The sequence below is a fragment of the Streptomyces nitrosporeus genome (assembly GCF_008704555.1).
Lineage (GTDB): Bacteria > Actinomycetota > Actinomycetes > Streptomycetales > Streptomycetaceae > Streptomyces > Streptomyces nitrosporeus.
On the sequence record NZ_CP023702.1, the window covers coordinates 663,313 to 689,699 of the forward strand.

26 protein-coding genes are annotated in these 26,387 nt (G+C 72.9%); 14 read left to right on the plus strand and 12 right to left on the minus strand.

Annotation, left to right across the window (positions count from 1 at the left end; translation table 11 throughout):
- Window positions 1–224: 224 nt before the first annotated feature.
- The gene (locus CP967_RS02965) at window positions 225–1,844 is read right to left on the minus strand and encodes an ABC transporter substrate-binding protein (RefSeq protein WP_150486420.1); all 1,620 of its coding nucleotides are present in this window, start codon (window positions 1,842–1,844) and stop codon (window positions 225–227) included.
- Between the two features lie 397 nt (window positions 1,845–2,241).
- Between CP967_RS02965 and casG the strand changes: the two genes are divergently transcribed.
- On the plus strand, window positions 2,242–3,885 hold the full coding sequence (gene casG / locus CP967_RS02975) for a steroid-24-oyl-CoA synthetase (RefSeq protein WP_150486422.1): 1,644 nt from the start codon (window positions 2,242–2,244) through the stop codon (window positions 3,883–3,885).
- Window positions 3,886–4,118: 233 nt separating this feature from the next.
- Here the strand turns inward: casG and CP967_RS02980 are convergent, their stop codons facing one another.
- Together CP967_RS02980 and CP967_RS02985 are read right to left on the minus strand one after the other, a co-directional pair.
- On the minus strand, window positions 4,119–4,895 hold the full coding sequence (locus CP967_RS02980; RefSeq protein WP_150486423.1) for an SDR family oxidoreductase: 777 nt from the start codon (window positions 4,893–4,895) through the stop codon (window positions 4,119–4,121).
- Window positions 4,896–5,108: 213 nt separating this feature from the next.
- Entirely contained in the window at window positions 5,109–5,720 is a 612-nt protein-coding gene (locus tag CP967_RS02985; protein ID WP_150486424.1) for a TetR/AcrR family transcriptional regulator, read from the minus strand.
- Window positions 5,721–5,932: 212 nt separating this feature from the next.
- Between CP967_RS02985 and CP967_RS02990 the strand changes: the two genes are divergently transcribed.
- A complete protein-coding gene (locus CP967_RS02990) occupies window positions 5,933–6,808 on the plus strand; it encodes a TIGR03619 family F420-dependent LLM class oxidoreductase (protein ID WP_150486425.1) in 876 nt (291 codons plus the stop codon).
- Window positions 6,805–7,284: a nuclear transport factor 2 family protein gene (locus CP967_RS02995; protein ID WP_150486426.1), complete on the plus strand. Its 480-nt coding sequence runs from the start codon at window positions 6,805–6,807 to the stop codon at window positions 7,282–7,284. The genes CP967_RS02990 and CP967_RS02995 overlap by 4 nt, the downstream gene beginning before the upstream one ends.
- Before the next feature lie 113 nt (window positions 7,285–7,397).
- On the opposite strand, the gene CP967_RS03000 is transcribed toward CP967_RS02995, so the two are convergent.
- The gene (locus CP967_RS03000; RefSeq protein WP_150486427.1) at window positions 7,398–8,318 is read right to left on the minus strand and encodes an SDR family oxidoreductase; all 921 of its coding nucleotides are present in this window, start codon (window positions 8,316–8,318) and stop codon (window positions 7,398–7,400) included.
- Window positions 8,319–8,482: 164 nt separating this feature from the next.
- Here CP967_RS03000 and CP967_RS03005 point away from each other — a divergent pair, with 164 nt between their 5' ends.
- From CP967_RS03005 to CP967_RS03020, 4 genes are read left to right on the plus strand one after another with little or no spacing between them, the layout of a single operon-like run.
- On the plus strand, window positions 8,483–9,298 hold the full coding sequence (locus tag CP967_RS03005) for an enoyl-CoA hydratase family protein (RefSeq protein ID WP_229888517.1): 816 nt from the start codon (window positions 8,483–8,485) through the stop codon (window positions 9,296–9,298).
- A gap of 14 nt (window positions 9,299–9,312) precedes the next feature.
- The gene (locus CP967_RS03010) at window positions 9,313–10,161 is read left to right on the plus strand and encodes a CoA transferase subunit A (protein WP_150491669.1); all 849 of its coding nucleotides are present in this window, start codon (window positions 9,313–9,315) and stop codon (window positions 10,159–10,161) included.
- Window positions 10,158–10,973, plus strand: coding sequence for a CoA-transferase subunit beta (locus CP967_RS03015; protein ID WP_150486428.1), 816 nt, complete (start codon window positions 10,158–10,160; stop codon window positions 10,971–10,973). The genes CP967_RS03010 and CP967_RS03015 overlap by 4 nt, the downstream gene beginning before the upstream one ends.
- Entirely contained in the window at window positions 10,970–12,073 is a 1,104-nt protein-coding gene (locus tag CP967_RS03020) for an NAD(P)H-dependent flavin oxidoreductase (RefSeq protein ID WP_150486429.1), read from the plus strand. Before CP967_RS03015 ends, CP967_RS03020 begins: the two co-directional genes overlap by 4 nt.
- Before the next feature lie 192 nt (window positions 12,074–12,265).
- On the opposite strand, the gene CP967_RS03025 is transcribed toward CP967_RS03020, so the two are convergent.
- Entirely contained in the window at window positions 12,266–13,276 is a 1,011-nt protein-coding gene (locus CP967_RS03025; RefSeq protein WP_150486430.1) for a HEAT repeat domain-containing protein, read from the minus strand.
- Window positions 13,277–13,279: 3 nt separating this feature from the next.
- Entirely contained in the window at window positions 13,280–13,969 is a 690-nt protein-coding gene (locus CP967_RS03030) for a HEAT repeat domain-containing protein (protein ID WP_150491670.1), read from the minus strand.
- 791 nt (window positions 13,970–14,760) lie between these two features.
- On the opposite strand from CP967_RS03030, the gene CP967_RS03035 reads away from it, so the two are divergent.
- Window positions 14,761–16,317: a hypothetical protein gene (locus tag CP967_RS03035; RefSeq protein WP_150486431.1), complete on the plus strand. Its 1,557-nt coding sequence runs from the start codon at window positions 14,761–14,763 to the stop codon at window positions 16,315–16,317.
- Between the two features lie 33 nt (window positions 16,318–16,350).
- On the opposite strand, the gene CP967_RS03040 is transcribed toward CP967_RS03035, so the two are convergent.
- Complete coding sequence (locus tag CP967_RS03040) at window positions 16,351–17,388, minus strand: XRE family transcriptional regulator (protein WP_150486432.1); 1,038 nt, start codon at window positions 17,386–17,388, stop codon at window positions 16,351–16,353.
- Window positions 17,389–17,635: 247 nt separating this feature from the next.
- On the opposite strand from CP967_RS03040, the gene CP967_RS03045 reads away from it, so the two are divergent.
- A complete protein-coding gene (locus tag CP967_RS03045; protein ID WP_150486433.1) occupies window positions 17,636–17,884 on the plus strand; it encodes a hypothetical protein in 249 nt (82 codons plus the stop codon).
- A 725-nt stretch (window positions 17,885–18,609) separates the two neighbouring features.
- On the plus strand, window positions 18,610–19,002 hold the full coding sequence (locus CP967_RS03050; protein WP_167535316.1) for a peptidase inhibitor family I36 protein: 393 nt from the start codon (window positions 18,610–18,612) through the stop codon (window positions 19,000–19,002).
- A 318-nt stretch (window positions 19,003–19,320) separates the two neighbouring features.
- Here CP967_RS03050 and CP967_RS03055 read toward each other — a convergent pair whose 3' ends face one another.
- The 3 genes from CP967_RS03055 to sigJ all read right to left on the minus strand — a co-directional run bounded on the left by CP967_RS03055 (window position 19,321) and on the right by sigJ (window position 22,641).
- The gene (locus CP967_RS03055) at window positions 19,321–20,580 is read right to left on the minus strand and encodes an esterase/lipase family protein (protein ID WP_150486435.1); all 1,260 of its coding nucleotides are present in this window, start codon (window positions 20,578–20,580) and stop codon (window positions 19,321–19,323) included.
- 518 nt (window positions 20,581–21,098) lie between these two features.
- Window positions 21,099–21,569, minus strand: coding sequence for a hypothetical protein (locus CP967_RS03065; protein WP_150486436.1), 471 nt, complete (start codon window positions 21,567–21,569; stop codon window positions 21,099–21,101).
- A 172-nt stretch (window positions 21,570–21,741) separates the two neighbouring features.
- On the minus strand, window positions 21,742–22,641 hold the full coding sequence (gene sigJ, locus CP967_RS03070; RefSeq protein WP_150486437.1) for an RNA polymerase sigma factor SigJ: 900 nt from the start codon (window positions 22,639–22,641) through the stop codon (window positions 21,742–21,744).
- Window positions 22,642–22,744: 103 nt separating this feature from the next.
- Here sigJ and CP967_RS03075 point away from each other — a divergent pair, with 103 nt between their 5' ends.
- On the plus strand, window positions 22,745–23,107 hold the full coding sequence (locus CP967_RS03075) for a hypothetical protein (protein WP_150486438.1): 363 nt from the start codon (window positions 22,745–22,747) through the stop codon (window positions 23,105–23,107).
- 128 nt (window positions 23,108–23,235) lie between these two features.
- A complete protein-coding gene (locus CP967_RS03080; protein WP_150486439.1) occupies window positions 23,236–23,634 on the plus strand; it encodes a hypothetical protein in 399 nt (132 codons plus the stop codon).
- Here the strand turns inward: CP967_RS03080 and CP967_RS03085 are convergent.
- Window positions 23,591–24,532, minus strand: coding sequence for an aminoglycoside phosphotransferase family protein (locus CP967_RS03085; protein WP_150486440.1), 942 nt, complete (start codon window positions 24,530–24,532; stop codon window positions 23,591–23,593). The two genes, CP967_RS03080 and CP967_RS03085, sit on opposite strands and share 44 nt — an antisense overlap.
- 28 nt (window positions 24,533–24,560) lie before the next feature.
- Window positions 24,561–25,025, minus strand: coding sequence for an ATP-binding protein (locus CP967_RS03090; RefSeq protein ID WP_150486441.1), 465 nt, complete (start codon window positions 25,023–25,025; stop codon window positions 24,561–24,563).
- Window positions 25,026–25,238: 213 nt separating this feature from the next.
- Here CP967_RS03090 and CP967_RS03095 point away from each other — a divergent pair, with 213 nt between their 5' ends.
- Complete coding sequence (locus CP967_RS03095; RefSeq protein ID WP_150486442.1) at window positions 25,239–26,114, plus strand: helix-turn-helix domain-containing protein; 876 nt, start codon at window positions 25,239–25,241, stop codon at window positions 26,112–26,114.
- Window positions 26,111–26,317 carry a DUF397 domain-containing protein gene (locus CP967_RS03100; RefSeq protein WP_150486443.1) on the plus strand — a complete coding sequence of 69 codons (207 nt, stop codon included), beginning with the start codon at window positions 26,111–26,113 and terminating at the stop codon, window positions 26,315–26,317. The genes CP967_RS03095 and CP967_RS03100 overlap by 4 nt, the downstream gene beginning before the upstream one ends.
- Window positions 26,318–26,387 lie beyond the last annotated feature (70 nt).

Here is a 26,387-nt window from a genome sequence, read left to right on the forward strand (position 1 = left end):
GGTTCCTCCAGATCTGCCCGGTGGCGGCACACGGGTCTACGGGACGCGCACCACGGCGCGGTGAAGCTACGGGGCGGGCGGGCGGACCGCCCAGGGCGGTGTCCCGGTGAGCGGGAGCGCGCGGGTCCGCCCGGGGCGGGCCCGGGCGCCGTGGTCCGGGGGCCGGCCGGAGCCGTGCCCCGGCCGGGCCCGTGTCCCGGTGCCGGCGGGCCCGCCGGACGGGGTCACTTGCTGATCCACGCCTCGCCGAAGAGGGTCATGTACTCGTCGGTGGGCACGATGCCGTGCACGTTCTCGCCCCAGGCGGTGAATCCGGCGCTGGCGCCGAGGTTGACCAAGGGGACGTCCTCGTTGAAGAGCGTCTGGACCCGGTCGAGGATCTTCTGGGTCTCCTCGTCGCCGTCGGCGGCCTGGAGCTCGGCCAGCAGCGCGTCCATCTCCGGGTTGGCGTAGCCGCCGGGGTTGCCGTAGCTCGTGGAGTTCAGGACGCTCTGCAGCCGGTGGTAGGGGTCGCTCTCGGAGATGCTGGCGGCGCCGCGGCTGATGTCGAAGTCGTGTTCCACGTAGGTCTTGGCGACCCGGTCGGCGATCGAGGAGACCAGGTCCAGTTCCACGGTGAAGCCGACGCGCTCCAGCATCGCCTTGGTGACGACGCCCTTGGCCCGGGAGACGGGGTCGGTGCCGTCCATGTAGGTGATGGCGCCGTCGTACCCGTCCTTCTTGGCCTCGGCGAGCAGCTTCTTCGCCTCGTCGAGGTCGATGCCGACGGGTTCCACCTCGGAGTGCAGGCGTGACTCGGGCGGGAAGATCTCCTGTCCGGGCAGGCCCTTGCCCTCGTAGGCGCGCTGGGTGTCGAGCTCGGGGTCGAGGGCCAGGGCCATCGCCTTGCGGACGCGCAGGTCGGCGCCGGGCCGGCCCTCACGGGTGTTGATGGTGATCATGTTGCCGAGGCCGGTGAGGGTCAGTTCGCCGGGGTGGCCTTCCTTCACGGCGTCGTCGACGACGTCGGGGCTGCGCATGTACGTCACGTCGGCGGTGCCGTCGTTCAGCGCCTCCAGCTTGGCGCGGTCGGACTGCGGCCAGGTGAAGCGCAGGGCGTCGAGGTGGGGCCGGCCCTTGAAGTAGTCCTCGTTCGCCTTGAGGACCATCTCCTCCTGGGGGGCGTGCTCGTCCAGGACGAAGGGTCCGGCCCCGATCGGCTCGAACGTCTTCCCGGCGTACGCGGCCGGGGCCACGATCATCCCGGGCGCCTGGGCGAGCATGGCGGGGAAGGTCGCCCAGGGGGTGCGGAGGGTGAAGACGACGGTGGTGTCGTCCACGGCCTCGGTCTTCGCGAGGTTCGGGGCGAGCAGGGCGGTGTCCGCGCCCTTGTTCTTCTGGTACCAGGCGAGGGAGGCGGTCACGGCGGCGGCGTCGAGCGGTGTGCCGTCGGAGAACTTCACGTCCTCGCGGAGCTTCAGTGTCCAGGTCTTCAGGTCGTCGCTGCTGTGCAGCGACTTCGCGAGCTGGGGTTCGTACTTCTTCGCCGCGGTGTCGTAGCGCATCAGCACGTCGTAGACGGCGGCGAGGGCGGAGCCGCCGGAGGCACCGGTGGCGTAGGTGACGGCCGGGCTGAGGCTGCGGGCCTCGGCGTAGTCGGCGATGCGCAGGGTGCCGCCGTCGACGGGTGTGCCGCCGTCGGGCTGGTCGCCGACGAGACCGAAGGTGTAGCGGCCGCGCTCGGCCTTCTGTGCCTTTTCGCCGCCGGTGCTGCCGGTGTCGGACGATACGCACGCGGAGGTGAGCATCGCCGCGGCGGCCAGGGCGGCGGCGAGGCGGGCTCGCGGCCGTGGTGCTCGCTTCATTTCTTCCTCCAGATGTCCGCGGGCCGGGTCCGGCGGAGCCGGTGACCGGTGCGGGAAGGCGGAAAGTTTGGTGCCGGATGGCGGGCGGAGCGGGTGTCCGGCGGCGCAGGGGCCCGGGTGCCGGAAGAGCGGGCGGGCGCCGGAGGGCGGGAGCCCGTGGCCGGAGCAGGTGGGGGGACGCTACGGCCGGCGAAATCCGGCGACGTGACGTATCCCACTCACCGGGAACCCCGCGTGGCTCCCGGTCCGGGCGGGCGCCGGCGCCGTCCGCCCGGCGTCCCCGCCGTGAAACGGTGTCCCAGTGACCGGAATCAGCCATGAGGCGGGAGGCCGGCACTGCCGAGACTGACCCCGACCGCGATCCCAGTGGAGTCCCCGACGCACCAGGAGTCACCCGATGTCCAGCGACACGGATCACCGCTCTTCCGCTCTCGCCCGAGCGGCCGCGCTCACCGGCCCGGGAGGCCGCTTCGAGCTGTCCGAGGCCGAGGTACTGGGGGCCCGGCTTCCGGTGTTCACGCACCGCAGGCGGGCCCTGCACGAGGTGCTGCACGAGTCGGCCGCCCATGCCGGCCGTGAGTACATCGTCACGGCGGACCGCCGGATCACCTTCGCCCAGCACGCCGCCCAGGTCGCGTCCCTGGCCCAGGTGCTGCGCGAGGAGTACGGCGTCGGCAAGGGGGACAGGGTCGCCATCGCCGCGGCCAACTCACCTGGCTGGATACAGACGTTCTGGGCGACGGTGTCGATCGGCGCGGTGGCGGTCGGCTTCAACGCCTGGTGGTCGGCGCGCGAAATGGCCCACGGCATCGCCAACGCGGAGCCGGCCCTGGTGGTGGCCGACGCCAGGCAGTCGGCGAAGCTGGCCGGCTGCGGGGTGCCGGTGCTGTCCATGGAGGACGACATCAGCCGCTTCGTCTCGGCCCGTCCCGGCGCGCCGCTGCCGTCCGCCGATGTCGCCGAGGACGACCCGGCCGTCATCCTCTACACCTCGGGTACCTCGGGGCGCCCCAAGGGGGCCGTGCACACCCACCGCAATCTGCTGGCGGTCGTGGAGTACCACCGGCTGAACGACGCCCTGCTGCGGGAGTTCGGCGATCCGCTCGCCCCCGAGGACCGCGTCTACCTGCTGACCCTGCCGCTGTTCCACATCGCGAGCCTGCACAACCTGGCGGTGCCGCGGCTGGCGACGGGCAGCCGGATCGCCCTGCACCAGGGCTCCTTCGACGTGGACGCGGTGCTCTCCATGGTCGAGCGGGAGCGGGTCACCAACTGGGGCGCGGTGCCGACGATGGCGCACCGGATGCTCGAACACGGCGGTGTCAGCCGTTACGACACCTCCTCGCTGACGGCGTTCGCCCTGGCCTCCGCGCCGTCGTCCACCGAGTTCAAGGAGAAGCTGCGCCGGGCGCTCCCCTTCGCGAAGGACTCGCTGGTGGACAGTTACGGCCTGACGGAGTCCTGTACGGCGATCGCCGCGGCGAACCCCCAGGAGCTGGCGGCGGCCCCGGGCACGCTGGGCCGGCCCGTCGTCGGCGTACGGCTGGAGATCCGGGATCCGGCGGGCGAGGTGCTGGGTGAGGGCGAGGAGGGCGACATCTGGGTCCGCAGCATGTACAACATGCTGGGCTACTGGCGCGACCCCGCGGCCACGGCCGAGGCGATCGGCGCGGACCGCTGGCTGCGTACGGGCGACATGGGGCAGGTGCGCGAGGGCAGGCTGTACCTGCGCAGCCGCCGTTCGGACCTGATCATCCGGGGCGGCGAGAACGTGTACCCCGCGGAGATCGAGACGGTGCTGGCCGGGCACCCGGACGTCCGTGAGTGCCTGGTCGTCGGGTTCCCCCACCCGGACCTCGGCCAGGAGGTCGCGGCGGTGGTGGTGCCGGTGCCCGGCGCGGCGCTCACCGAGGAGGCGCTGCGGGAGTACGCGGCGGGAGAGCTGGCGTACTTCAAGGTGCCCAAGCGCTGGCGGATCACCACGGACCCGCTGCCGCGCAACGCGACCGGCAAGGTGATCCGGCGCGACGTACGCGTCTGACGTGGGGCACTCCGCGCCCACGGAGGGTGTCCGGCCGTGGGCGCGAAGTGCCCCGCCCCCGGACACCCGGCCCGGACCACCGGCCTGAGCGGCCGGCCCCCGGACGCCTGCCCCGGCACCCGGGGGTCCGGGCTCCCGGGCTCCTGGGCCCCCTGGCCCGACGCCCGCGGGTCCTTCACGGCCCGGGCCCCCGGACGCCTGCCGCGCGTCCGGGGGCCCGGGCCGTGAAGGGATCAGAAGACCTCGGGGCCGCGCAGGGTGGCCTCGGCGCCGCCGTCGACGTACAGCACCTGGCCGGTGATGTGGCTGTTCGCGCCGGAGACCAGGAAGAGCACGGTCCGGGCGACGTCCTCGGGCCGGAGATAGCCGTTGAGGGGCATCGGGACGGCGGTGTCCATGACCTTCTTCATCCCGGGGTCGTCGAAGAGTCCGGCGGTCATCGGGGTGAGCACGATGCCGGGCGCGACCACGTTCACCGGGATCCCGGCGTCGGCCCAGCCCGGTGCGACGGCGGTGCGCCGGGCCCACCGGGCGAGGGCCGCCTTGGAGGAGGGGTACAGCCGGCGTGCGTGGCCGTCGGCCACGGCCCGCCCGGCGTGCCGGAGGGCCTCCGCCTCGTCTCCGGCCAGGCAGGCGGTGACGACGTCCGGGTCGGCGGGCTGGGTGCCGGAGACGGAGCCGACGGCCACGACGCGGGGCTGTCCGGCGGCGGCGAGCGCGGGCCGCAGGGCGGTGAGGAACTCGGTGGTCCCGAAGTAGTTGACCGTCACCATCGCGGTTCCCGGCACGGAGGTGCCGGCGCAGGTGACGGCCGCGTCCACGACGCCCCCCGCGGCCTCGGACGCGGCGGTGGCGGCGGCGGCGCGGCCGGCCGGGGTGGACAGGTCGGCGTCGATGTCTCCGCCTTTCAGGTCCACTCCGATCACCCGGTCGCCCTGAGCGCGGAGCAGTGTGGTGAGCGCGGCACCGATCCCTGAACCGGATCCGGTGACGACGACGTTGCGCGGCATGGGTACTCCCGTGAGTGGTCGGGGGGTGTCGGGCGCCCGGGGCCGGCGGCGCCTCTTCGCACCGTAACGAGGCGCGGCGGGGCGGGTGCCGGGTGCTCCCGGTGACCGGACGGAGGGACGGTCCGGTCACCGGGCCGGGGGCTCCCGGCTCCCGGCTCCCGGCTCCCGGGAGGGACCGCCCGGCCGCCGGGGGCCCGGTGCCGGTGCGGTGCCTCAGGGGCGGCGCTCGGCCAGGACCGGGCCGAGGAGGAGGTGGCAGGCGAGCCTGATGCCGTCCTGTGCCGCCTCGGCGGTGGACCGTTCGTACAGGACGGTGGTCAGCAGCCCGTACCAGGCCTGTTCCAGGATGCGCACCACGCGCCGGTCCCGGTCGGTGGGATCGGTGACGCCCGCCGTGCGCAGCACCAGGTCCACCACGATCTCGTCGGCGGACCGGTCCGGGCCCGTGGCCGGGGAGGCGTTGTGCGACTGCATCATCGCGATGGCCAGCAGAGGCTGTTCGAAGAGCTGTCCGCTCGCCTCGGTGAGCAGGTCGGTGACGGCGTCGACGGGCCGGGTCCCGGGTGCCGGCGGCGGGGTGGCGGCGGCGAGGCGGAGCACCTGGGCGTGCATGACGGCGGCGAACAGGTGGGTCTTGGAGGGGAAGTAGCGGTACAGGGTGGCGATCGCGACGCCGGAGGCCCTGGCCACGTCGTGCATCTGCATCCGTTCGAGCCCGTGCTCCGCTCCGAGGCGGGAGGCGGCCCTGAGGATCCGGGCGTACCGTCGGCGCTGCTGGGCCGATCTGGGATGCGCGGGCGTTCTCTCGTTGCTCGTTCGGGGCACAGTGCTGCCGTCCTTCCGCGCGGGTCGCCGATGATCTCCCGCGCGGTGCGGGCCCGTACGGGCCGTTCCGGTCAGTGGGACCGCCGGGCGCAGCCCGGTGCCGGCCCGGTTTCCCGCCCACCGGGACGGGGGCTGCGGGGCCGGGGCGCCCGGTCTTGGATGGCCTCTTCCCCCATGGCGTACTGCGTCCCGTCCGAGAGAGGTGCCCGCCCATGCGGCTCGGTATCAACAGTCCCGTCGTCACGGCCGTCCCCGGTGTGCACTCCCCCTGGGAGCGCACCGCCGGTATCGAGGAGCTGGGGGTGGTGGCCGAGGCGGCGGACCGGCTCGGCTTCGACCACCTGACGTGTTCGGAGCATGTGGCGGTGCCCGTCGGCGTCGCCGCCCAGCGCGGCGGGACGTACTGGGACCCGCTCGCCACCTTCGGTTATCTGGCCGCCCGGACCCGCCGTATCCGTCTCGCCACCCAGGTGCTGGTGGTCGGCTACCACCACCCGCTGGCCCTCGCGAAGCGGTACGGCACGCTGGACCGGGTTTCGGGCGGGCGGCTGGTGCTGGGGCTCGGGGTGGGCAGCCTGGAGGAGGAGTTCCGGCTGCTGGGTGCGGACTTCGAGGGCCGGGGCGCTCTCGCCGACGACGCGATCGCGGCGCTGCGTGCTTCGCTGTCGGAGCGTGAACCCGCTTACCACGGTGAGCACTTCGACTACGAGGGGCTGGTGGTGGAGCCGCACGCGGTGCAGGACCGGGTGCCGTTGTGGATCGGTGGCCGTACACCGCGTTCGCTGCGCCGGGCGGTGGCGCACGGCGACGGCTGGGTGCCGTTCGGGCTGTCGCTGGAGCGCCTGGGCGAGATGGTCGGCGCGGCCTGCCTGCCGGAGGGTTTCGAGGTGGTGCTGAGCGCGGGCCGTCCGCTGGATCCCTCGGGTGACGCGGAGGGCACGCGGACGGCTCTGCGGAAGGTGTCCGAGGCGGGTGCGACGCTGGCCGGTGTGTCGTTGACGGCGGATTCGGCGGGCCATTACGTCGAGCAGCTGGAGGCTCTCGCCGGGATCGCCGGCCTGGTGGCGGACGCGGAGGCGCGGGCATGAGCGAGGACCGGATGGCGGCGCTGGAGGCCCGCGTCGCACGGCTGGAGGACGAGCGGGACATCGCCGGGGTGATGGCCTCGTACGGTCCGCTGGTGGACGGCGGTGACGCGGACGGGGTGGCGGCGCTGTGGGCGCCCGACGGGGTCTACGACATCGACGAGCTCTTCCTCGCGGGCCGGGAGCAGGTCCGTGGGATGGTCCGCTCCGCCGCCCACCAGGGCTGGATACGGCAGGGGTGCGCGCATGTGGTGGGGCCGCCGCACATCACGGTCGAGGGGGACGAGGCGGTGGCGGTCTGCCACTCGCTGATGGTGGTGCACGAGGCGGGCCGGTACGTGGTGCGCCGGGCGACGGCCAACCACTGGCGGCTGCGCCGGGCGGCTTCGGGGTGGCAGGTGGTCACCCGGACCAACCGTGTCCTGGACGGCCGTCCCGAGTCCCCGGCGCTGCTGGCCGGCGGGGTGCGGGGCGTGTAGGAGGCATGGGGGTCCCGCGCGGGAGGGACGCCCGGCCCCCGGCGCCCCTCCCGCGGGGCCTCTTGCTCCGCAGGGCGGCTGACGCATGGTCAGTCACCCTGCGGAGCGGTGTGTCAGCGGGCTCCGTACACCGGCTGCGGGGTCTCGGCCGCGGCGAGCAGGCCGGTCACCGCCTCGCCGGCCTCGGCGGGGCTCCAGCGGGCGCCCTTGTCCGCGGTGGGGCCGGGCCGCCATCCCTCCATCACGGTGATGCGTCCGGCCTCGGCCTCGAAGACCCGGCCGCTGACCCCGGCGGAGGCCGCGGAGCCCAGCCAGACCACGAGCGGCGAGACGTTCTCGGGCGCCATGGCGTCGAAGACGCCCGCGCCGGGCGCCGCCATCGTCCCGGCGAAGGCCGTCTCGGTCATCCGGGTGCGGGCGGCCGGGGCGATGGCGTTCACCTGGACCCCGTAACGGCCCATCTCGGCGGCGGCCACCAGGGTCAGACCGACGATGCCCGCCTTGGCCGCCGCGTAGTTGCCCTGGCCGACGCTGCCCAGCAGCCCGGCGCCGGAGCTGGTGTTGACGATCCGCGCCTCGGGGGTCCGGCCCGCCTTCGCCTCGGCGCGCCAGTGCGCGGCGGCGTGCCTGAGCGGCAGGAAGTGCCCCTTGAGGTGGACCCGCATCACGGCGTCCCAGTCGTCCTCGTCCAGGTTGACCAGCATCCGGTCACGGAGGAACCCGGCGTTGTTGACCAGTGTGTCCAGGCGGCCGAAGGCGTCGAGCGCGGTGGCGACGAGGGAGGCCGCCCCCTCGGTGGTGGCGATGTCACCGTCGTGGGCGACGGCCTCGCCGCCGGCCGCGCGGATCTCCTCCACGACCCGCTGGGCGGGGCCGGTGGCCGCCCCCGAGCCGTCCAGCCCGACGCCCAGGTCGTTGACGACGACCTTCGCGCCTTCGGCGGCGAAGGCCAGGGCGTGGGCGCGGCCGAGTCCACGGCCTGCTCCGGTGACGACGGCGACGCGTCCGGCGCACAGGGCGCTGGGTGAGGTCATGACCACATGTCCTTTCGGTGGGGCGGGGGTTGCCGGGTGCCGCGCGGGAGGCGGAGGAGGGAGTGGCCGTACCACTCAGTGGCACCACGCCCTCCCGCGGCGCCCGCGACGCTGCTACCTTCTGTCCCTAACAAACGTTTGGTGGAAAGGTAGCTGATCTGCTCATGGGTGTCTCCACCTCCGTCCCGGAAGAAGGCGTCGCCTTCGTCACCGTGGACTACCCCCCGGTCAACGCCCTGCCCGTCCAGGGCTGGTACGACCTGGCCGCCGCCGTGCGCGCCGCCGGGGCCGACCCGGACATCCGCTGTGTGGTGCTCACCGCCGAGGGCCGCGGCTTCAACGCCGGCGTGGACATCAAGGAGATGCAGCGTGCGGACGGGCCCGAGGCGCTGATCGGCGCCAACCGGGGCTGCTTCGAGGCGTTCGCGGCGGTCTACGAGTGCGAGGTACCGGTGGTCGCCGCCGTGCAGGGCTTCTGCCTGGGCGGCGGCATCGGCCTGGTCGGCAACGCGGACGCGATCGTGGCCGCCGACGACGCGACCTTCGGCCTGCCGGAGCTGGACCGGGGCGCGCTCGGCGCCGCCACCCATCTGGCGCGGCTGGTCCCGCAGCATCTGATGCGGACGCTCTACTACACCTCGCGGACCGTGACGGCCCTGGAGCTGCGACGGCACGGCTCGGTGTGGGACGTCGTCCCGCGCGACCGGCTGGCCGCGTCCGCCCTGGAACTGGCCCGGGAGATCGCCGCCAAGGACGGCACGCTGGTGAGGCTGGCCAAGGCCGCCATCAACGGCATCGACCCCGTCGACGTACGCCGCAGCTACCGCTTCGAGCAGGGGTTCACCTTCGAGGCCAATCTCAGCGGTGTCGCCGGCCGCGTACGCGACACCTTCGGCACGAAGCCGGACACCGGGCCGGACACGAAGCCGGACACGGGGCCCGGTACCGCCCCCGGCACGGACAAGGAGCGTCAGGCGTGACTCAGGACAAGACGATGACGGCCGAGGACGTCGTCGGCCGGCTGGAGAGCGGCATGACGATCGGCATCGGCGGCTGGGGCTCGCGCCGCAAGCCGATGGCCCTGGTGCGGGCGCTGCTGCGCTCCGACGTCACCGATCTGACCGTGGTGTCGTACGGCGGCCCCGATGTGGGTCTGCTGGCGGCGGCGGGCAGGATCCGCAAGCTGGTCGCGGCCTTCGGGACGCTCGACTCGATACCGCTGGAACCGCATTTCACGGCGGCCCGGCAGCGCGGCGCCTTCGAGATGGTCGAGCTGGACGAGGCGATGATGATGTGGGGCCTGACGGCGGGCGCGCAGCGGCTGCCGTTCATGCCGGTGCGCGCGGGCCTGGGATCGGACCTGATGAAGGTCAACCCGGCGCTGCGCACGGTCACTTCACCGTACGAGGACGGGGAGGAGCTCGTCGCGGCACCGGCTCTGCGGCTGGACGCGGCCCTGGTCCACCTCAACCGTGCCGACGCGCAGGGCAACGGGCAGTACCTGGGCCCGGACCCGTACTTCGACGACCTGTTCTGCGAGGCCGCGGACCGGGCGTACGTCTCCTGCGAGCGGATCGTGGAGACGGCGGACCTGCTGAAGGAGCACGGGCCGCAGACCCTGCTGGTGAAGCGGCTGTTCGTGGACGGGGTCGTCGAGACGCCGAACGGCGCGCACTTCACCTCCTGCGTCCCCGACCACGACCGGGACGAGGCCTTCCAGCGCGCCTACGTCCGGGCCGCCCGCGACCCCGAGGCGTGGCCGGCCTTCGCCGAACGGTTCCTGTCCGGGGACGAAGCCGCTTACCAGGCCGCCGTCACCGCGTTCCACCAGGAGGAAGCATGAGCGCCACCGAGCCCACGGGTGCCCCCGGCACCACCGCCGTCACAGCCGCCACCGGCACCCCGGCGGCGAGCCGCGCCGAGTACTGCGTGGTGGCCTGCGCCGAGGCGTGGCGGGGCGCGGGTGAGATCCTGGCCAGCCCCATGGGCACCGTCCCGGCGATCGGGGCGCGCCTGGCGAGGCTGACCTTCTCCCCGGACCTGCTGCTGACCGACGGGGAGGCCCTGCTGATGGGCGACACCCCGGCGGTCGGGACGAGGCCGGGGAGCACGGAGGGCTGGCTGCCGTTCCGCCAGCACCTCACCCTCACCGCCACCGGACGCCGCCACGTGATGATGGGCGCCAGCCAGCTGGACCGGTACGGCAACCAGAACATCTCCTGCATCGGCGACTGGTCCCGGCCCGCCCGGCAGCTGCTCGGCGTACGCGGCGCCCCGGTCAACACCCTCAACAATCCGACGAGTTACTGGGTACCGAAGCACTCCACCCGGGTCTTCGTGGAACGCGTGGACATGGTGAGCGGCGTCGGCTACGACCGCGCGGCCGAGGCCGGGCCCTCCGCGACCCGCTACCACCGCCTGCCCGGCGTGATCACCGACCTGGGCGTCCTCGACTTCGAGACCCCCGACCGCACCATGCGGCTGCGCTCGCTGCATCCCGGTGTGAGCGTCGAGCAGATCGTCGCGGCCACCGGGTTCCCCCTCACCGTCCCCGACGAGGTGCCCTTCACCCGGGAGCCCACCGGCGACGAACTCCGGCTGATCCGCGAGGTCATCGACCCGAAGGGGCTGCGCGACCGCGAGGTCCCGGCATGACCGGCCCCGCCGCACCCCCGCCCGCGGCCCCCTCCCCTCCCCCGTCCGTGTTCCCCACCGCCCTCACCGAGCTGACCGGGGTGCGCCATCCGATCGTGCAGACCGGGATGGGCTGGGTGGCGGGCCCCCGTCTGGTCTCGGCCTCCGCGAACGCCGGGGCCCTCGGTGTCCTCGCGTCCGCCACCATGACCGTGGATCAGCTGCGCGCCGCGGTCCGCGAGGTCAAGTCCCGTACGGACGCACCGTTCGGCGTCAACCTGCGGGCCGACGCGGGGGACGCGGGCGAGCGGGTACGGATCATCATCGACGAGGGCGTACGGGTGGCTTCCTTCGCCCTGGCGCCCTCCAAGGACCTGATCGCCCGCCTCAAGGACGCCGGTGTCGTCGTCATCCCCTCCATCGGCGCCCGCCGCCACGCGGAGAAGGTCGCCGCCTGGGGTGCGGACGCGGTGATGGTGCAGGGCGGCGAGGGCGGCGGCCACACGGGCGACGTGGCCACCACGGTGCTGCTCCCCCAGGTCGTGGACGCCGTGGACATCCCGGTGATCGCGGCCGGCGGTTTCCACGACGGCCGGGGCCTGATCGCCGCTCTCGCCTACGGGGCGGCCGGCATCGGGATGGGCACCCGCTTCCTGCTCACCTCCGACAGCACCGTCCCCGACGCGGTGAAGGCGAGGTACCTGGCGGCCACCGTCAAGGACGTGACGGTCACCACCCGGGTGGACGGCCTGCCGCACCGCATGCTGCGTACCGGCATGGTCGACGCGCTGGAGCGTTCCGGCCGGGCCACCTCACTGCTGAGGGCGCTGCGGCACGCCTCGGCCTTCCGGAAGGAGTCCGGTGCGAGCTGGCCCCAACTGGTCCGGGACGGACTGGCGATGAAGCACGGCAAGGAACTGACCTGGAGTCAGGTACTGCTGGCGGCGAACACCCCGATGCTGCTCAAGGCCTCACTGGTCGAGGGCCGTACGGATATCGGGGTGATGGCCTCGGGCCAGGTGGCGGGCCTGATCGAGGACCTGCCGTCCTGCACGGAACTGGTCGAACGGATCATGGACGAGGCACGGGCGGCGCTGAAGGGCCTGCCGGGGGCCGGCTGACCGCCCGGGGCCGCCGCACACCGGCCGCGCGGGGCGGCCGGCCCGTCCGGACCACCCCGCGCGGCCGGCTCCCGGGGCGGCGCCTCCGGCCGGCCGCCGCCTCGTTCCGTTCTCCGCCGGCCGTCGTTCCGCCCCGCCTTCAACCTGCCGACGCTCTGCCCCGCCTTCAGCCGACCGCCGCCCGCCGTACCTTCAGCCGGCCGTCGCCTCACCGCGCCGTCCGACGAGGTACCTGGCGGTGAACGCGACAGCGCGGTCCTCGTCGTGCGACAGCTCCGCGAGGGTGTCCGACGCCGTGCTCCCGGGGATGTCCGCGAGCGCCTGGGTCAGCCGGCCGCGGGCGGACGGTTCCGCGCCGCGGGCGAGCCGCTCCACGAGGCCGGCGGCGATGCGTTCCACCAGTTCCGGGCGGCTCGCCAGGGCGCTCAGCCTGTCGGCCGCGTCGACGTCGTTCACCTCGTCCACGATCATGTCCATCAGCGTGGGGATCGCGTCGGCCACCCCCCGCGCCCCGAGTTCGAGCGCCGCGTGCCCGCGCACGACGGCGTCGGTGTGGCGGAGGGCCTCCCGCAGCAGGACGGTCACCTCCTCGTCCGGGATCTCGGCGAGGCTCTGGACGGCGCGCTCCCGGACCTCCGCCACGGGTGAGCCGAGTCCTTCCGCCAGCAGCGCCGGCCCCGCCCCGCCCGACCGCGCCAGAGCCCATCGGAGGGCTCCGGCGACGCTCGGGTCCCTCTCGCTCAGCACCGCCTCGACCAGTGCTTCCACCGGCGCCCGGTCCTCCCCGGCCGAGGACAGGGCCGCACGCTGGCGTTTTCCGGCGTGCTCCGAGCCCAGCCCGTGCAGGAGCGCGACGGTCTGGAGGACGTCCTCCCAGGCGGCGGGTTCCGTGGCGCCGATCCGGCGGAGCCGGGTGAGCAGTTCCGTCTCGGCCGCGATGCGCTCCCGGGTCTGCCGCACGAGGTCGTCGACCAGCTCGGAGGGCGCGAACCCGGGGTCGTCGAGCGCCCGCCCCACCTCGCGCAGCGACAGTCCCAGGGACCGCAGGCTCTCCACGTGGAAGATCCGCCGGATGTCCTCGCCGGAGTACTCCCGGTAGCCGGAACCGGACCGGCCCGTCGGCCGCACCAGGCCGAGCGACTCGTAGTGCCTGAGCATGCGGGCGCTGACCCCGGACCTCCGTGCCACCTCACCGATCCGCACCGCCTACCGCTCCTCCTGGCCGGCCGTCCCGAGCACCCTGACCCGCTTCGCCTCCTCGACCGCGAGCTCGAACCCGCCGTCGGGGTCACGCCACAGCCGTTCCGTGGCCACCGCGTGCGCACGGACACGGGGATCGGGATCCGCCGTCGCGGCGCTCAGTACCGGCGTCACCACCTCGCCGAGGGCGATCAGCGCCCGGCTGAGGCTCAGCTGCGTCTCCCGTCCGCCGCGCCCGAGCTGGGTCGCCAGTACCTCCGCCAGTCCGGCTTCCTCCCCCTCCGGCACGAGGACGACCGCCGCCCGCCAGGCGGTCCGCGCCACCTCCTCGTCGGCGTCGGCCAGCAGCGCCCGCGTGATCACCGGCCACGCCCGCCGGTCCCCGATCTTGGACAGGGTGTGCAGCGCCTGGCTCCGTGCCTGTGCACGCTCCGAGCGGACCTCCTCGACGAGCGCCGGAACCGCCGTCCCCGCCGGGTGCCGGGTGAGCGCCCAGGTGAGCATCTCCCGTACCTGGAAGTCGGGTTCGACCGCGCACCGCTCGACCAGCTTGCCGGTGTACCGCCGGTCGGGGGCCGTACCGGCTGCCATCGCCGCCCTCAGCCGCACGGATGGCCGGCCGTCCTCCAGCGCCCGGAGCGCCTGCGTCACCCGCGTATCCGTATGCATGTCCGTGTCCTGGTCCGGCATGGCCATCGGGACCACCTCCTGGGCCACAGTGAAGACCTTGCCACTGTGTCAAGGTCAAGCGAGGCGCGCCACGGGCGGCGCGTCATGGCGCGCGCCGTGGCCCCCGGCGGGCGGCGGACCACCGCTCACCGGTACGTACAAGGCGCTGCCCGGCGAAGGCCGTCCGGTCGGCCCGGCGGCCCCGCACAGCCTTCGTCCAGGGCAGGGCCGCCCGAGCAGGCGACGGCAGAGCCATGCGCAGGTACCGAGCGGGGCCGCCCCCATGGATCGCGAGGCCGAGAAGGGCCAGGAGCCGCCCCGGCCCGTGCACCGGCAGACATGTGAGCGCTCTGCCGCCTCGGTGAAAGCGGTCACCCTAACGGGGTAATGCCCGGCGGAACACAGGACAGTACATTGGGGACGCCGGCGAAGAAGGCATGTGATCCGGCTTCGGATGTGCCTGTGTCCGAGCGCTCGACGTGGTTCCCCGGGAGCAGAGGCGCGAAGAGCGGCCGACAGCGTCGCTTCTGCTTCCCACCCCGAGGACATTACCGGCTGCGGGAACACGCAGCCGGATGACACCTGACGTCATGTCAGCCACGGCCCGGCGAGCGGTCCGCCGGACGGGCTTGGTTCCGTTCCCCGGCCGCGCGGCCGGTTCCAGGTCCGCCGCTCTCCCCCGACTCCCCTGCTCCGGCTCGCCTTCCTCCGTTCCGGCGGATGAGCCGGTGTGCCGTCCCCTCATGCTCCGGCCGCGCCGAAGCGGCACGGCTCCCACCGCCACTTCCACCGTCCAGCCTCACAGAAGGAGTTGGCCCATGAGTGAATGCGGCTGCGGGAATTCCCCGATCGCCATAGGCGGCTGCCGGCCCTCCAAGCCGCCCTGCCCTCCTGCCGCCTGCCCCGGCCCCAGACCTCCCTGTCCTCCCGTCCCCTGCCCCGGCCCCGTTCCCTGCCCCGAACCGTGCGAGCACTGCGAGACGATCCCGCTGCGCGATTCCGCGCCGTACCGGGTCACGGCGACCGCGAGCAGCACCGACCCGACGCCGTACTACACCATCGCCGACACCCATGCCGCGCTGGACCCCGCCGTCGCCCAGACCATCCTGAACAGCGGCACGGGCACGTTCCCCGCCGACGACGGAACACACAGCGGCCGGCACACCTGGCTCGCCGGCGTCGTGCACATCGACCCCGCGTCCCTGCGCGGCAAGCCCGCCGATGTCACGGTCAGCGCCTCGGTCCATGTCCACAACGACGGCAGGAGCACGGCCTGCCGGCTCTACGGCCGCTTCGCCCTGTGGAACGGCACGACCCCGGTCCGCACCGACCTCCTGGGCCCGCCCGACCTCCCGGCGGGCGGGGACGACAACGGTGTCATCCCACCGACCGCCGTGCCCCTCGCGGACGTCCTCGCGGGAAAGGTCGTCATCGAGCTGAACCTGGAGACGGGCGACGACGACGCCTGCCGGGTCGGCCCCAAGCAGTGGACCGTCGACAGCTTCGTCCTCACCGTCCAGGCGTCCGCCCCGGGCTGCGGCAGGCATTTCCTCCGTACGACCTGCCGTGACTGCGACGGCACGGTCACCTGCACGACCGACACCCTCGACGGCTCGATCCCCTACGCCGCGGTCCCGCCGGTCTTCCCGGTCGCCTCCTGCCAGGACGGGTGCTCCACCGCCCGCCCCCCGTGCATCTCCACCGACCGTGACAACGCCATCGTCCGGGGCAGCGACGGATGTCTGTACGCGCCCGACACGCCTGCTCTGGACCCGTCCCCGTGCAATGCGGCGCGGAACACGACCGGCGGGCTGCTCGTGCCGCGGATCGGCCTGACGGGTATCGCTCCTGGCGGCAGCACCGGCGGCGAACGGTCGGTGGACATCGACGTCACCGGGACGTCCGGCTGCCCCGAGAGGTGGGAGATCGGCGCCCGCCTCACGCCGGTGAGCGGGTTCCTCAACTCCGAGCGGCAGCACGCCGACCTCCTGGCCCGGGCCGGTACCGACGTGCCGGTCCCCGAGTCCGACATCGTGCTCCCTGAAGCCGGGGTCTACCACATCGACAGCGATGTACGGTACGCGCTCGGTTCCGCCACCGGCGGCAGCGGCTACATCATCGGCTGGCTCAGGGACGAGACCACGGACACCCTCCTGACGAGCTTCACCCAGATCGCGGCGATCAACGCGGCGAGGCAGGAGCAGCAGGGCGGAACCACACACATCATGACCGAGTACACGGTCACCTCCGGCCCCCGGACGGTCCGCCTGCACCTGATGTTCGTCCTCACCGGCGGCAGGATCACCGACGCCGAGGCCGGGGGGACCGACAGCAACGGCGCGACCAGGATGCGCTTCCTCAAGGTCAGGGATTAGGAGCTGTCCGACGGATCGCGGGCGCACCGGTTCCTACGGGAGCCCGGACCGGGACGACTGGGCTCGTCCGGCAGCGGGGTGCGGGGGCGGGGTCAGTTCGATCAGGAAGTCCTGGTCAGTGGCGCCGGAACAACGGCCCTGGACGGCTTCCGCTCCGTCCTGGGTGTCCTGGTCGCGCAGGCTCAGGCACCGGCCGGTGACGACCGGGCGGATACGGAAGCGGGCGGTGGCGGGCGGCCCGAAGCGCTCGATGTGGAATTGCTGGGCCCGGTCGTGGTCGGCGCAGTCGTCGCGGGGTTCGAACAGGTCGAGCCCCGGTCCCTTCGTCAGGGCGGTGAGGCAGCCGATGCCGTGCTTCGGGTGGTGCCACTGGATCTGCACGGTGTCCTTGCCCAGCGGTTCGAGGAACACCTGAGGCAGGGCGGCATCCGCGCAGGGCCGTTGGGCGGCGACGGCGGTCCGGTAGCGACCGGTGCGGTCCCTGCCTTCGGTGAGGCACAGCTCGGGCGTGCGAGCGGGGTGGATCCTGGCCCAGCTTCCCACGGCAAGCATGCGCAGGCCGGTCACCGGCATCTCGGGCAGGGCGGCCGGTGCCGGCACATCGCGTGGCAAACCGCTGACACCGAGTGCGCCCATGATCCCGAGAGCCGCGGCACCGAGCAGGCCGGCCACCCGGTGCCACCGCGGGGGGCCCGCCGGAGCGGACGCGCCGGCGGGCGCGGGGCCGGGATCTTCGCGTGCGTCGCCGTCTGCCAGGGGTTCGTCGGCCGCGATGCGGCGGCGGGTCCCGAGCCATCGGCGCACCTCTTCGGTGCCCAGGCCGCACGCGCGGGTGTAGGCGTCGACAAATCCTTCCCTGGGCAAGGTGACGCGCCCGAGAGTGGTCGCGATTGTGCTGGCCGGGAGGGCGTCGCCGTGTGCGGCGGCCTTGTCCTCAAGCTGTCGGTAGGTCAGCCCCGACCAGATCCTCAGCGTGCGCAGGGCCGCGGTGAACTCTGCGGGGGTCCGGGCCTGTGCGGGGTGTGGTGCTCCCTCAGGCAGTTCCGCGAGGCCGCTCCCCTTCTGGCTCATTGCTTCAGCATGACCCCACAGGTGTTGACCTGGCTCTTCCGAAACCGGCCATGTTCGGGGGTGTTCGGAACACTGCTGGGCTCCGTTCCGAACAGACCCGAACGCTGGATCTCCTTGTCGGCCCGGTGGCCGCGCGGTCATTGTCGGCGTTGCCCGGATCCGGCTGAAGTCCCGTGCCGGAGACGTAGGGGGAAGGGCGGGACCCGGCCCCCGGCACATCACCCGACACATGATCTGAAGGAGCACCATGCGTACTCGTACATGGATCGCCGGCCTCGCGGCGGGAGTCGCTCTGCTGGCCGGCGGGTCGGTCGCCACCGCGCAGGCGGCCCCCGCCTCCGACACGGGCACGAATCGGACCGCAGCCGTGCCCGGCTACGTGAAGTACGGCACCTTCTCGTACTCGACATGCATATCGCTGCGCGATTCGTACGCCGGCGACGCCTACTGCGACGGGATCGGCGGCGGCCAGTACATCCTGTGGGTATGGCAGTGAACCGCCCCCGGTGAACCGAGTGTCCCTGGCAGCCCGCTCCAGCGGACCGCCAGGGGCACTCCGCGTGGCCCGGCCAGGATGCCGGGCGAACCGGCTCCGCCCCGGTCATTGATGACGCCCTCCGGCCCCTGTCCGTCCGCGGGAGGACGGGCGGGCCGTCGGGAGGGGGGACATCCTGGCCGCCACCACGACTCAGCCGTCCGGCGCCTTCGGGCAGCGCGCCCTCACCGAAGCACGCGAGGCGGCACAGAGAACTCAGGGTCTCTGGCAGAAGGGGCGCCTCATCCGGAGGTCCTGGCAGAGGGGCGCCCGGCTCACGGTGCCCGGACCCCCCTACCAGCGCCACTCATACCGCCACGGGCGGGCCGGTCACTCTCACCGTCCTGTGAACCACCGGAGCACGGGGAGCGCGTGACTCCGCTGCCGCCACCTGTTCCCGAGCGGCGCCGTCGCAGCCCCGGCCGACTGCGCGTTCCCGGCCGGACCGCACTCGTGGGGACCGTGCGTGTACCGCGGGCCGGAGTCGCACGGCCTGATGTCCCGGACGGATGGCGGGCTGCTCAGGAGCCACGGCCCGGCGCCGGCTCCTCCAGAGGCTGTGATCAACCTCATCCCTGTGAACACATGCGTGTGGGAACCGCCTTACGACCGGATGCCCTCAACGAAGGCAGATGAACGCGGCGATCATGACCGCGCTTCCATGGGAGAAACGGGAGTGGGCACTTATGAAACTGTCAGTCAGAACCGCCGCAGCAGGAGTGGTCCTCGCCGCCACCGCCGTACTGGCGGCTCCGGTGACCGCATCGGCCGATGACCCCAAAGACGGTGGCGTGGCCCGCTGCTCGGAAGGCAAAGTCTGCCTCTTCGACGGCCAGAACAACACCGGGGACGTCCTGCAGCTCGATCCGGTGGACATCCGCAACATCGGCTGGGCGTGGAACGACCGGGCTGGATCGGTGTGGAACCGCAGTGACCGTCATGTGTGCGTCTGGACCGACGAGAACTTCCGCGGCCTCAACTGGATTATCGAGCCCGGCCACAAGCAGGAACTCCTCTTCCTCTACGACAACGCGGTGACCAGCGTCGAGGCCCATTACGGCTACGGCTGCGGGGGCTGAGCCGACGGGTTGACCGAACCCGCCATCCGCCCGCGCTTCCGGGGGATGGCGGGATGCGGCCGTACGGCGTCGCCGGTGCGTCCGAGGCCGTCCGCCGGCCGCTGCCGGCGCCTCTCGCGCACAGTCTTGACGCGTTGTCGGGGGCCACACACGTTCCGACCCGCAGCACGGGACTGCGGTGTTCCCGCCCTCCCCGTCACGAAGGTCATCAAGCGCTGGGCCGATGCTCCGGTTGAACCGCCCCTTTCCATGACCACGTTCCATCAGGTCGCCGGGGTGGGCGGGGATCGTCCGTTAGCTGCCCGCCCACCCCGGTGGTCAGCTGCCCGAGACGATCTCGTTCACGATCCAGGCGCCGAGTTCCTCGGTCATGGCTGTGTGTCCCTCGTTGCGGCTCGCGCACAGGAAGGCGTCGAGGGCGCTGAGGTCCGGCGTGATCGGCTGGTAGAGCGCCTTCGGGTCGCTGATGTCGCCGGCGGCGACGGCGCTGATGCTCGGGATGAAGCAGGACGTGGTGATGGCGTCCGGGTCCACCTCGTTGCCGAGGAGACGCGCGAGGAGGGCGACCAGGCCGAAGCTGCCGAGGTCGCCCTGAGGGGAGGGCGCGGCGAACAGGCCTCCGGGAGCGCCGTCGATGTCGGGCAGCCCGCTGGTGGTGACCGGGACCGCCTCGTCGCCCTTCTTCTGCAGGCGGGCGACCTCTTGGTTGCCCTGCGTCTGGGTCTTGAGCCACGTGTCGGCCAGCGTCTCACCGTCAGCCCGCACAGCGGTCGCGTCGGGCTCGATGCCGTTGCCGCTACCGGTGTCGACCCCGTTGGCGACGCCGATCTTGCGAACGGCTCGCGGCCAGCCGCCGGCCTCTTCGAGTGCCTGGAGGAACTCCACGCGCTCCGGCGCCTCCTTCGCGGTGCTGGTGGCCTTCTCCACGTGCCAGCGCGCCATCTGCCGGGCGGCGGGGCTGTTGAGCAGCGCGGAGAACTGGCGCAGCTTCTCCCCCACGAGGGGAGCCTCTCCCCAGTTGTCCGCCGCGAAGTGGGTGAACGCCTGGAGGGAGACGGGCAGCCACGCGCCCTCGTGCGGGGTGTCGTAGGAGAGATACAGGGCCGCCTCGTGATCGGGAAGCGCGGGGTCCCGCTCCATCCTGGCCAGCGCGTAGCGGGTGATCAGACCGCCCATGCTGAACCCGCCCACCACCAGCTTCGACCGGCCCACCCGTTCACTGAGGGCCCGGCGGACGCAGTCGATGGCGGTGTCGGCGTTCTCCGTGATCGACGCCGTGCGGTCGTCGTAGCCGAGGATGATCACGTCTCGGCCGGTTGCGTGGAGTTCGGAGATGAAGCGGAAGTCGCCGTTCTCCTCCAGGCCCTGCCACAACTGGTCCAGGTCGCTGGGTCCACCCGAGAAACCGTCGGAGAGGATGACGGGCCGGACCAGCTGCCTGCGGTTCAGCGGACTGTAGTAGATCCAGGCCGTGCCGCCGTGGAGGGACCATTCGTCGTGGGGTTCCGGCGCCGGGGCAGACGAGGTACGGGCCTCAGGGGCCACGCGGCCCCAGATGTCGACGACAGGTGCGGACATGATCGGTTGGCTCCTCGGGAAGGCGAGTGCGGGTTTCACCGGACGGCTGACCCGGTCGGTCACCCTATGCAGTCGAACGAGTACCGAGACATGCTGGCTGAGTGGTTTCACACGAAGGTGGCCCCGCATACCCGAGGAGGTGTGCATGCCCGAGATCATGGGCACACTGCGTCGGCCTCTCCGGCATCAGGCCATGGAACGCGGCACCAGATGCGGCGCCGGCGGACCAAGGCGGGGAAGCGACCGCTGGGACGCTCCCGGACCGACCGGACCGAGCAGGACCGAAGGTTGTCGCAGAACGCCTGGGGCAGGGCGTTCGTCTTGTACGGGTGGGGTGTTGCGGGCTGAACCGTCGCGGGCGGAGACGTACACCGGCTTGCGGACGGGCCGGTCCGGGAAGCTGGTGAAGGCGGTACGGGAGCGGGGCGGAAACGGCCCCGGGCCGGCTTCGGGCGGCCCCGGGCGGGCCTGGCGAGCCCGTTCCGGACCCGTAGGAGCCCGCTCCCGGCTCCGCGGGCTCATGGGGAGACGGCGGTGGGCCTCTGCCGCTTCGGCACGGTCAGCAGGAAGGCCGATATCCCCAGGCCCACGAGGGGGAAGAGGGCCCCCTCGACCACGGGCGGGTACCAGCTGTAGTCGGCTGTGTAGGCGGTCGGGCGGTTCGCTTCGTCGTCCAGGCGTACGTCGGTGACAGCGGCCGGCATCGGGTCGTCGCGCCGGACCTCCTCGGCGTCCTTCAGTTCCACGTGCTCCTCGGTGACCGTGCCGTCGGCGCCGGTGAACGTTCCCAGCCAGGCGCAGGAGGTTTTCCCGCATTCCCGGCCGGTGGGGGTGAACGTGCCCAACGGGCCGTGCGCGAGGGCACGGCGCCCGCCGAGGCCCTCGCCGACCAGGCTCAGGCCGACTCCGCAGGAGACGAGCAGGATGAACACGATCCCCGTCCAGACGAATATCCCGGTGCGGGTCCGCGACGGCTTCCGAGAGGTCATGGTGGGCAGATCCTGACGGCCGGAAGCGCCCCCACGGACTCGGACAGGATGCCGAATACGGCGCGGCGCACGGGCATCGGCTGCTCCGGTGGGCGGGCGGACGGGACTTCGGGACTCACAGCGGCCCCGCGGGAGCCGGGCCACCGCACGCGTCTCCGCGGCACGCTTCATTTCATTCCGCCCGCGTCCAGGGGCGCAGCTTCTCCGGGTTGCGGACCACCCAGATCCGGGTGACACGGCCGCCGGAGACCTCGAACGAGGCCACGGTCGTGACGGCGCCGGCGCGCCGGGCCACCAGGCCCGGCAGACCGTTGACGGACCGCTCCAGGAGTTCGAGGCCCGGGGCCTTGTCGGCGATGGCGGCCATGTACCGGGCGATGTGCGCGCCGCCTTCGACCGGGCGCAGCACGGTACCGGCCATGCCTCCGCCGTCGGCGGTCATCACGGCGGCCGGGTCGAGGAGGTCGACGAGGGCCGCGATGTCCTTCGTCTCCCATGCCTCCTTGACATGCCGTACCACGTCGGCCTGTCCCACCGCCGTCACCGGTGTGCGTGCGGCGCCCGCCCGCCGGCGGGCGGAGGCCGCCAGTTGCTTGCAGGCCGCGGGGGTCCGGCCGAGGACGACGGCGATCTCGGCGAAGGGGTAGCGGAAGACGTCGTGCAGGACGAACGCCACCCGCTCCGCGGGCGTCATCGATTCCAGGACGACGAGGAAGGCCATGGTCACCGATTCGTCCATGACCATCTGGTCGGCGGGGTCGGTGCCGTGGCCGTGGTCCCGTTCGGCGCGGTCGGGCAGCGGTTCGGGCAGCCACGCGCCGACGTAGCGCTCGCGCCGGGTCCGCGCCGAACGGAGCACGTCCAGGCAGACGCGGCCGGTCACCGTCGTCAGCCAGGCGCCGGGGGACACGATCTCCGCCCGCCGGTTCCGCGGCAGCGCGTACCAGCGTGCGTACGCCTCCTGGACGGCGTCCTCGGCCTCGGCCAGTGATCCGAGCAACCGGTAGGCGACATTGATCAGTTGGCGTCGTTCTCCGGCTATCCCGTCGGTGCCCGTCCCGGCCGTCCCCATGAACCCGATCGCCCCCTCGCCTTACCTTTCGCAGGCCCGTTCCGTCGGGCTGGTGAGACCTTATCGATCTACTGCCCCCGGGGCAGAGCAGGAGGACCGTGACATGGCCACCCAGGTGCCGGTACAGCGCAGCTTCTCGTTCCTGACGATCGCGGTCGGCCTGCAGACCCTGACCGTCTTCCTTCAGGCGGTCTCCGCCGGGCTGCTGTTGACCTCGTCCTACGGGGAGGCGCTGCACAGCGTCGGAGCCCGTGTGATGTACGGGGCGTCGATGCTGTACGTGCTCGCGGCGGTACTGGCGTGGAAGCCGGGCGGCGGATCACCCCGGCCCGTCTGGTACGCGTCCGGCTTCCTCGTCCTCGCCTCCGTCCAGGTCGTGCTCGGTATCGCGCACGTACCGTCGGTCCATCTCCCCCTGGGTGTCCTGATGTTCGGGCTGAGTCTGCTGGCGCTGGTGCGGCGGTGAGGTACGGGCCGGCGGCCGGGGAGCCGGGGCGGGCCCGGCTCGGACATGCGTACGGTAGGGTCCGGGCGTCCCGGTGAGCAGGCTGATCGCGCGGAGCGTCCGGGCCCGTTCCGTCGCAAGGGGGTCCGGTGAAGCACGGTGTCGCCCTCGCGGCCCTCTTCCTCGTGCCGGCGCTGTGGGGGGCGGCGGATCTCGCGAGCGCCCTGACAGCGTCCCCCGAGGTCGTGTGTCCCGGGGAGAACGTACGCGGCGGTGAGGAGCACCCCGGTCCCATGCGGCCGGAGGACACCCGGTGCGCGGTGCTCGACGGTTCCGCCTCCGTCGGTACGCGCACCTACGGTCAGCAGCGGACCGTCCAGTCCCTGGAGCGGCGCGAGGACGCTGTGCACGGTGTCCTGCTCCTGGCGTACGGCGCCGGGGGCGGGCTCCTGGTGTGGCGCGCCCGGCTGCGGGGGTCCCGGGCAGGGCGTACATCGCGTACGCCTATCCGCTGGAGCCCGGGGTCCGGGGGGCGGCCGTGGCGGTGAGGCGCCTCAGTGCGGCGTGCGCGGGCGGGCCCCAGGTGGCCTTGCCGCCGGGGCGGCCGTGGACGCCCGCGTCACCGACGAAGATGCCGCTGAACGCCTGGAGCAGGGCCCAGCCGCGGGCGCGGCGCAGTGCCGCCGGGTCGGCCGCCGGTCCGTAGGCGGCGTGGAAGCGGTCCATGGCACCGTCCGGCAGCAGTACCCAGGCGGATGCGAGGTCGCCGGCCGGGTCTCCCGCGCAGAGGTCGCCGAAGTCGATGACGCCGCAGAAGGTGCCGTCCGCGGTGAGGACGTTGGCCGGGTGCAGGTCCGCGTGGAGCCACAGGGCGGGGCCGGTCCAGGGCGGTGCGGTGACGGCGTCCTCCCAGACGGCCCGTACGGCCTCCGGGTCGGTGACCAGCCCCCGTTCGGTGGCCGAGGCGAGTTGCCGGGCGAACGGTTCGGCCAGGTCGGCCAGCGGTCCTCCACGGCCGTAGTTGCCCACGGGGGCGTCGGCGGGCGCGGGCCTGTGGAGGGCCCTCAGGAACGCGGCCAGGGTGTCGGCCGCCTCGGTGGCACGTGTGGCGGGGGCCAGGTCTCCCGGTGTGCCCGGGACCCAGGTGGTGACGGTCCAGGGGCGCGGGAAGCGGCCGGAGGGTTCGCCGAGGCGTTGCGGGACGGGGACGGGCAGGGGCAGGCCCGGCGCGAGGGACGGCAGCCACGCGTGTTCCTTCCGCAGCAGCGCGTCCGCCGTGGGGGTCGCCCAGGGCAGCCGGACGGCGAGGTCGTCGCCGAGCCGCCACAGCTGGTTGTCCCAGCCGCGCGCGCCGAGCCTCAGGGGGCGGCCGGCCAGGTCGGGGTGCTGGTCGGACAGCAGGCCGCGGACGAGTTCGGCGGTGACATCGGTCTCGGTGTCGTTCATGCGGGACCACGGTAGTCGGCCGGGGCTGTTACGTGAGGGGCCGCGGGTGTCCTGTCCGGACCTCCGCCCACACGCACTTGGTGTACGCGTCGCGGACGGCGCATCCCCAGCGGTCCGCGTATGCGTCGACGAGGAGCAGACCTCTCCCCGTCACGGCTCCGGGGCCGCCGGGTGCGGGCGCGGTGGCGGGCAGGAGCCGTTCGGGCCGTGCGTCGGTGACCTCGATCCGGACGGTTTCCGCCAGGAGCCGCAGGGTCAGCCGGAAGTCGCGGCCGGGCAGACGGCCGTGGGTGATCGCGTTGGCCGCGAGTTCGGCTGTGATCAGGGCAACCGTACGGGCCTCGTCGGAGTCGTACGGGCAGGCGCACCACTCGGTGAACTGCTGTACGGCGAGGGCGCGCGCCAGCCGCGCACCGCGCGGTGTGCTGCTGAGCAGGACGCGCGACTCCGCGCGCGGAGTACCGGCCCCGGGAATGTCCGTCTGTGGCTTCACCACGCCATCGTGAGCTGCGCGACCCCCCCTGACCAGGACCGACGGCCGTACGCGGGACGGCGGTACGGGACTGTCCGGAGGCACGGCGGCCCGGTTGTACGGGTCTTGTACGGGTGCCGTACGGGTGGCGGCCGTATCCCGGGAAACGGCCCTCCCATTGAACCTGTCCCCGTCAGGGTGGGGCCGGGGGCAGGGCGGACCGGGGAGGAACCGATGGCGGAGAGGGATGTGAGGCCGGTGCGGGAGACGAAGAGCAGCAGCGCGGTACGTACGAGGGCACGGGAGGACGGCGAGCTTCCGGGGGTGTGGGTGGCCTACGGCACGCTGCTGGGCCACCTGCGCAAGCGGGCGGACCTGAACCAGCAGGCACTGGGGCAGGCCATCGGTTACTCGCTGGAGCAGGTCGCCTCGGTCGAGCAGGGGCGCCGCCCGGCGAAGGAGGCGTTCACCGAGGCCGCGGAACGGGTGCTGGACGCGCGTGGTGTGCTGGAGGTGCTCCAGCCGGACGTGGACCGGGCCAAACTCCCCAGGTTCTTCCGCAACTTCGCGGCCGTCGAGGCGGAGGTCCTCAGCCGCTTCTCGTACGATCCGCTGCTGGTCCCCGGGCTGCTGCAGACGGAGGCGTACGCGCGAGCGGTGTTCGCCGGGCACTGCCCGCCGTTCAGCGAGGAGATCGTGGACCAGCACACGGAGGCCCGGCTGAGCCGCCAGAAGCTGCTCACCCGGGATCCGCTGGCGGAGTTGTCGTTCATCATCGGGGAGGAGGCGCTGCGGAATCCGGTGGGTGGCCCGGAGCTCATGCGAGGGCAGTGGGAGCAGCTTCTGGAAGTAGGAGAGTTGCGTAATGTCGAGGTCCAGGTCATGCCTGCCGGGACCGGTTTCCACGTCGGCCTGGACGGTCCGTTCGTCCTGATCGAGACCAGAGAGCTCCGACGGCTGGGATACGTCGAAGCACAGGAGATCGGGTGCATCGTCAGCGAACCGGCCGACGTCAGCGCGTTCGCCTCGCGGTATGGCAAGCTGCGATCGCAGGCCCTGAACACTCGGGAGTCTGCGCGGCTCATCGAACAGCTGGTGGGAGAGACATGAGCGTGAACCGAGACACCGGGGCCACGGGCGAACTGCGCTGGTTCAAGAGCAGCCACAGCGGATCCGGGGGCGGCGACTGCGTCGAGGTGGCCACCACCCGTCTCGCGGTACACGTCCGGGACACCAAGACCGCAGGACAGGGCCCCACCCTGCGCGTCGGCCACGCGCCGTGGGCCGCCTTCGTCGCCCACACCGGCACCTGAACCGGGCAGGGGCACAAAACCGCTCCGGAGCGCGGGCGGGGCGGGCGGGGCCGTGTCCGGCCCCGCCGGC

Excerpts from the sequence above, each read along its gene's own strand:
- CP967_RS02965 (WP_150486420.1), bottom strand. The coding sequence starts at position 1,844 with ATGAAGCGAGCACCACGGCCGCGAGCCCGCCTCGCCGCCGCCCTGGCC.
- casG (WP_150486422.1), top strand. The coding sequence starts at position 2,242 with ATGTCCAGCGACACGGATCACCGCTCTTCCGCTCTCGCCCGAGCGGCC.
- CP967_RS02980 (WP_150486423.1), bottom strand. The coding sequence starts at position 4,895 with ATGCCGCGCAACGTCGTCGTCACCGGATCCGGTTCAGGGATCGGTGCC.
- CP967_RS02990 (WP_150486425.1), top strand. The coding sequence starts at position 5,933 with ATGCGGCTCGGTATCAACAGTCCCGTCGTCACGGCCGTCCCCGGTGTG.
- CP967_RS02995 (WP_150486426.1), top strand. The coding sequence starts at position 6,805 with ATGAGCGAGGACCGGATGGCGGCGCTGGAGGCCCGCGTCGCACGGCTG.
- CP967_RS03000 (WP_150486427.1), bottom strand. The coding sequence starts at position 8,318 with ATGACCTCACCCAGCGCCCTGTGCGCCGGACGCGTCGCCGTCGTCACC.
- CP967_RS03005 (WP_229888517.1), top strand. The coding sequence starts at position 8,483 with ATGGGTGTCTCCACCTCCGTCCCGGAAGAAGGCGTCGCCTTCGTCACC.
- CP967_RS03010 (WP_150491669.1), top strand. The coding sequence starts at position 9,313 with ATGACGGCCGAGGACGTCGTCGGCCGGCTGGAGAGCGGCATGACGATC.
- CP967_RS03015 (WP_150486428.1), top strand. The coding sequence starts at position 10,158 with ATGAGCGCCACCGAGCCCACGGGTGCCCCCGGCACCACCGCCGTCACA.
- CP967_RS03020 (WP_150486429.1), top strand. The coding sequence starts at position 10,970 with ATGACCGGCCCCGCCGCACCCCCGCCCGCGGCCCCCTCCCCTCCCCCG.
- CP967_RS03030 (WP_150491670.1), bottom strand. The coding sequence starts at position 13,969 with ATGGCCATGCCGGACCAGGACACGGACATGCATACGGATACGCGGGTG.
- CP967_RS03035 (WP_150486431.1), top strand. The coding sequence starts at position 14,761 with ATGAGTGAATGCGGCTGCGGGAATTCCCCGATCGCCATAGGCGGCTGC.
- CP967_RS03040 (WP_150486432.1), bottom strand. The coding sequence starts at position 17,388 with ATGAGCCAGAAGGGGAGCGGCCTCGCGGAACTGCCTGAGGGAGCACCA.
- CP967_RS03045 (WP_150486433.1), top strand. The coding sequence starts at position 17,636 with ATGCGTACTCGTACATGGATCGCCGGCCTCGCGGCGGGAGTCGCTCTG.
- CP967_RS03050 (WP_167535316.1), top strand. The coding sequence starts at position 18,610 with ATGAAACTGTCAGTCAGAACCGCCGCAGCAGGAGTGGTCCTCGCCGCC.
- CP967_RS03055 (WP_150486435.1), bottom strand. The coding sequence starts at position 20,580 with ATGTCCGCACCTGTCGTCGACATCTGGGGCCGCGTGGCCCCTGAGGCC.
- CP967_RS03065 (WP_150486436.1), bottom strand. The coding sequence starts at position 21,569 with ATGACCTCTCGGAAGCCGTCGCGGACCCGCACCGGGATATTCGTCTGG.
- sigJ (WP_150486437.1), bottom strand. The coding sequence starts at position 22,641 with ATGGGGACGGCCGGGACGGGCACCGACGGGATAGCCGGAGAACGACGC.
- CP967_RS03075 (WP_150486438.1), top strand. The coding sequence starts at position 22,745 with ATGGCCACCCAGGTGCCGGTACAGCGCAGCTTCTCGTTCCTGACGATC.
- CP967_RS03085 (WP_150486440.1), bottom strand. The coding sequence starts at position 24,532 with ATGAACGACACCGAGACCGATGTCACCGCCGAACTCGTCCGCGGCCTG.
- CP967_RS03095 (WP_150486442.1), top strand. The coding sequence starts at position 25,239 with ATGGCGGAGAGGGATGTGAGGCCGGTGCGGGAGACGAAGAGCAGCAGC.
- CP967_RS03100 (WP_150486443.1), top strand. The coding sequence starts at position 26,111 with ATGAGCGTGAACCGAGACACCGGGGCCACGGGCGAACTGCGCTGGTTC.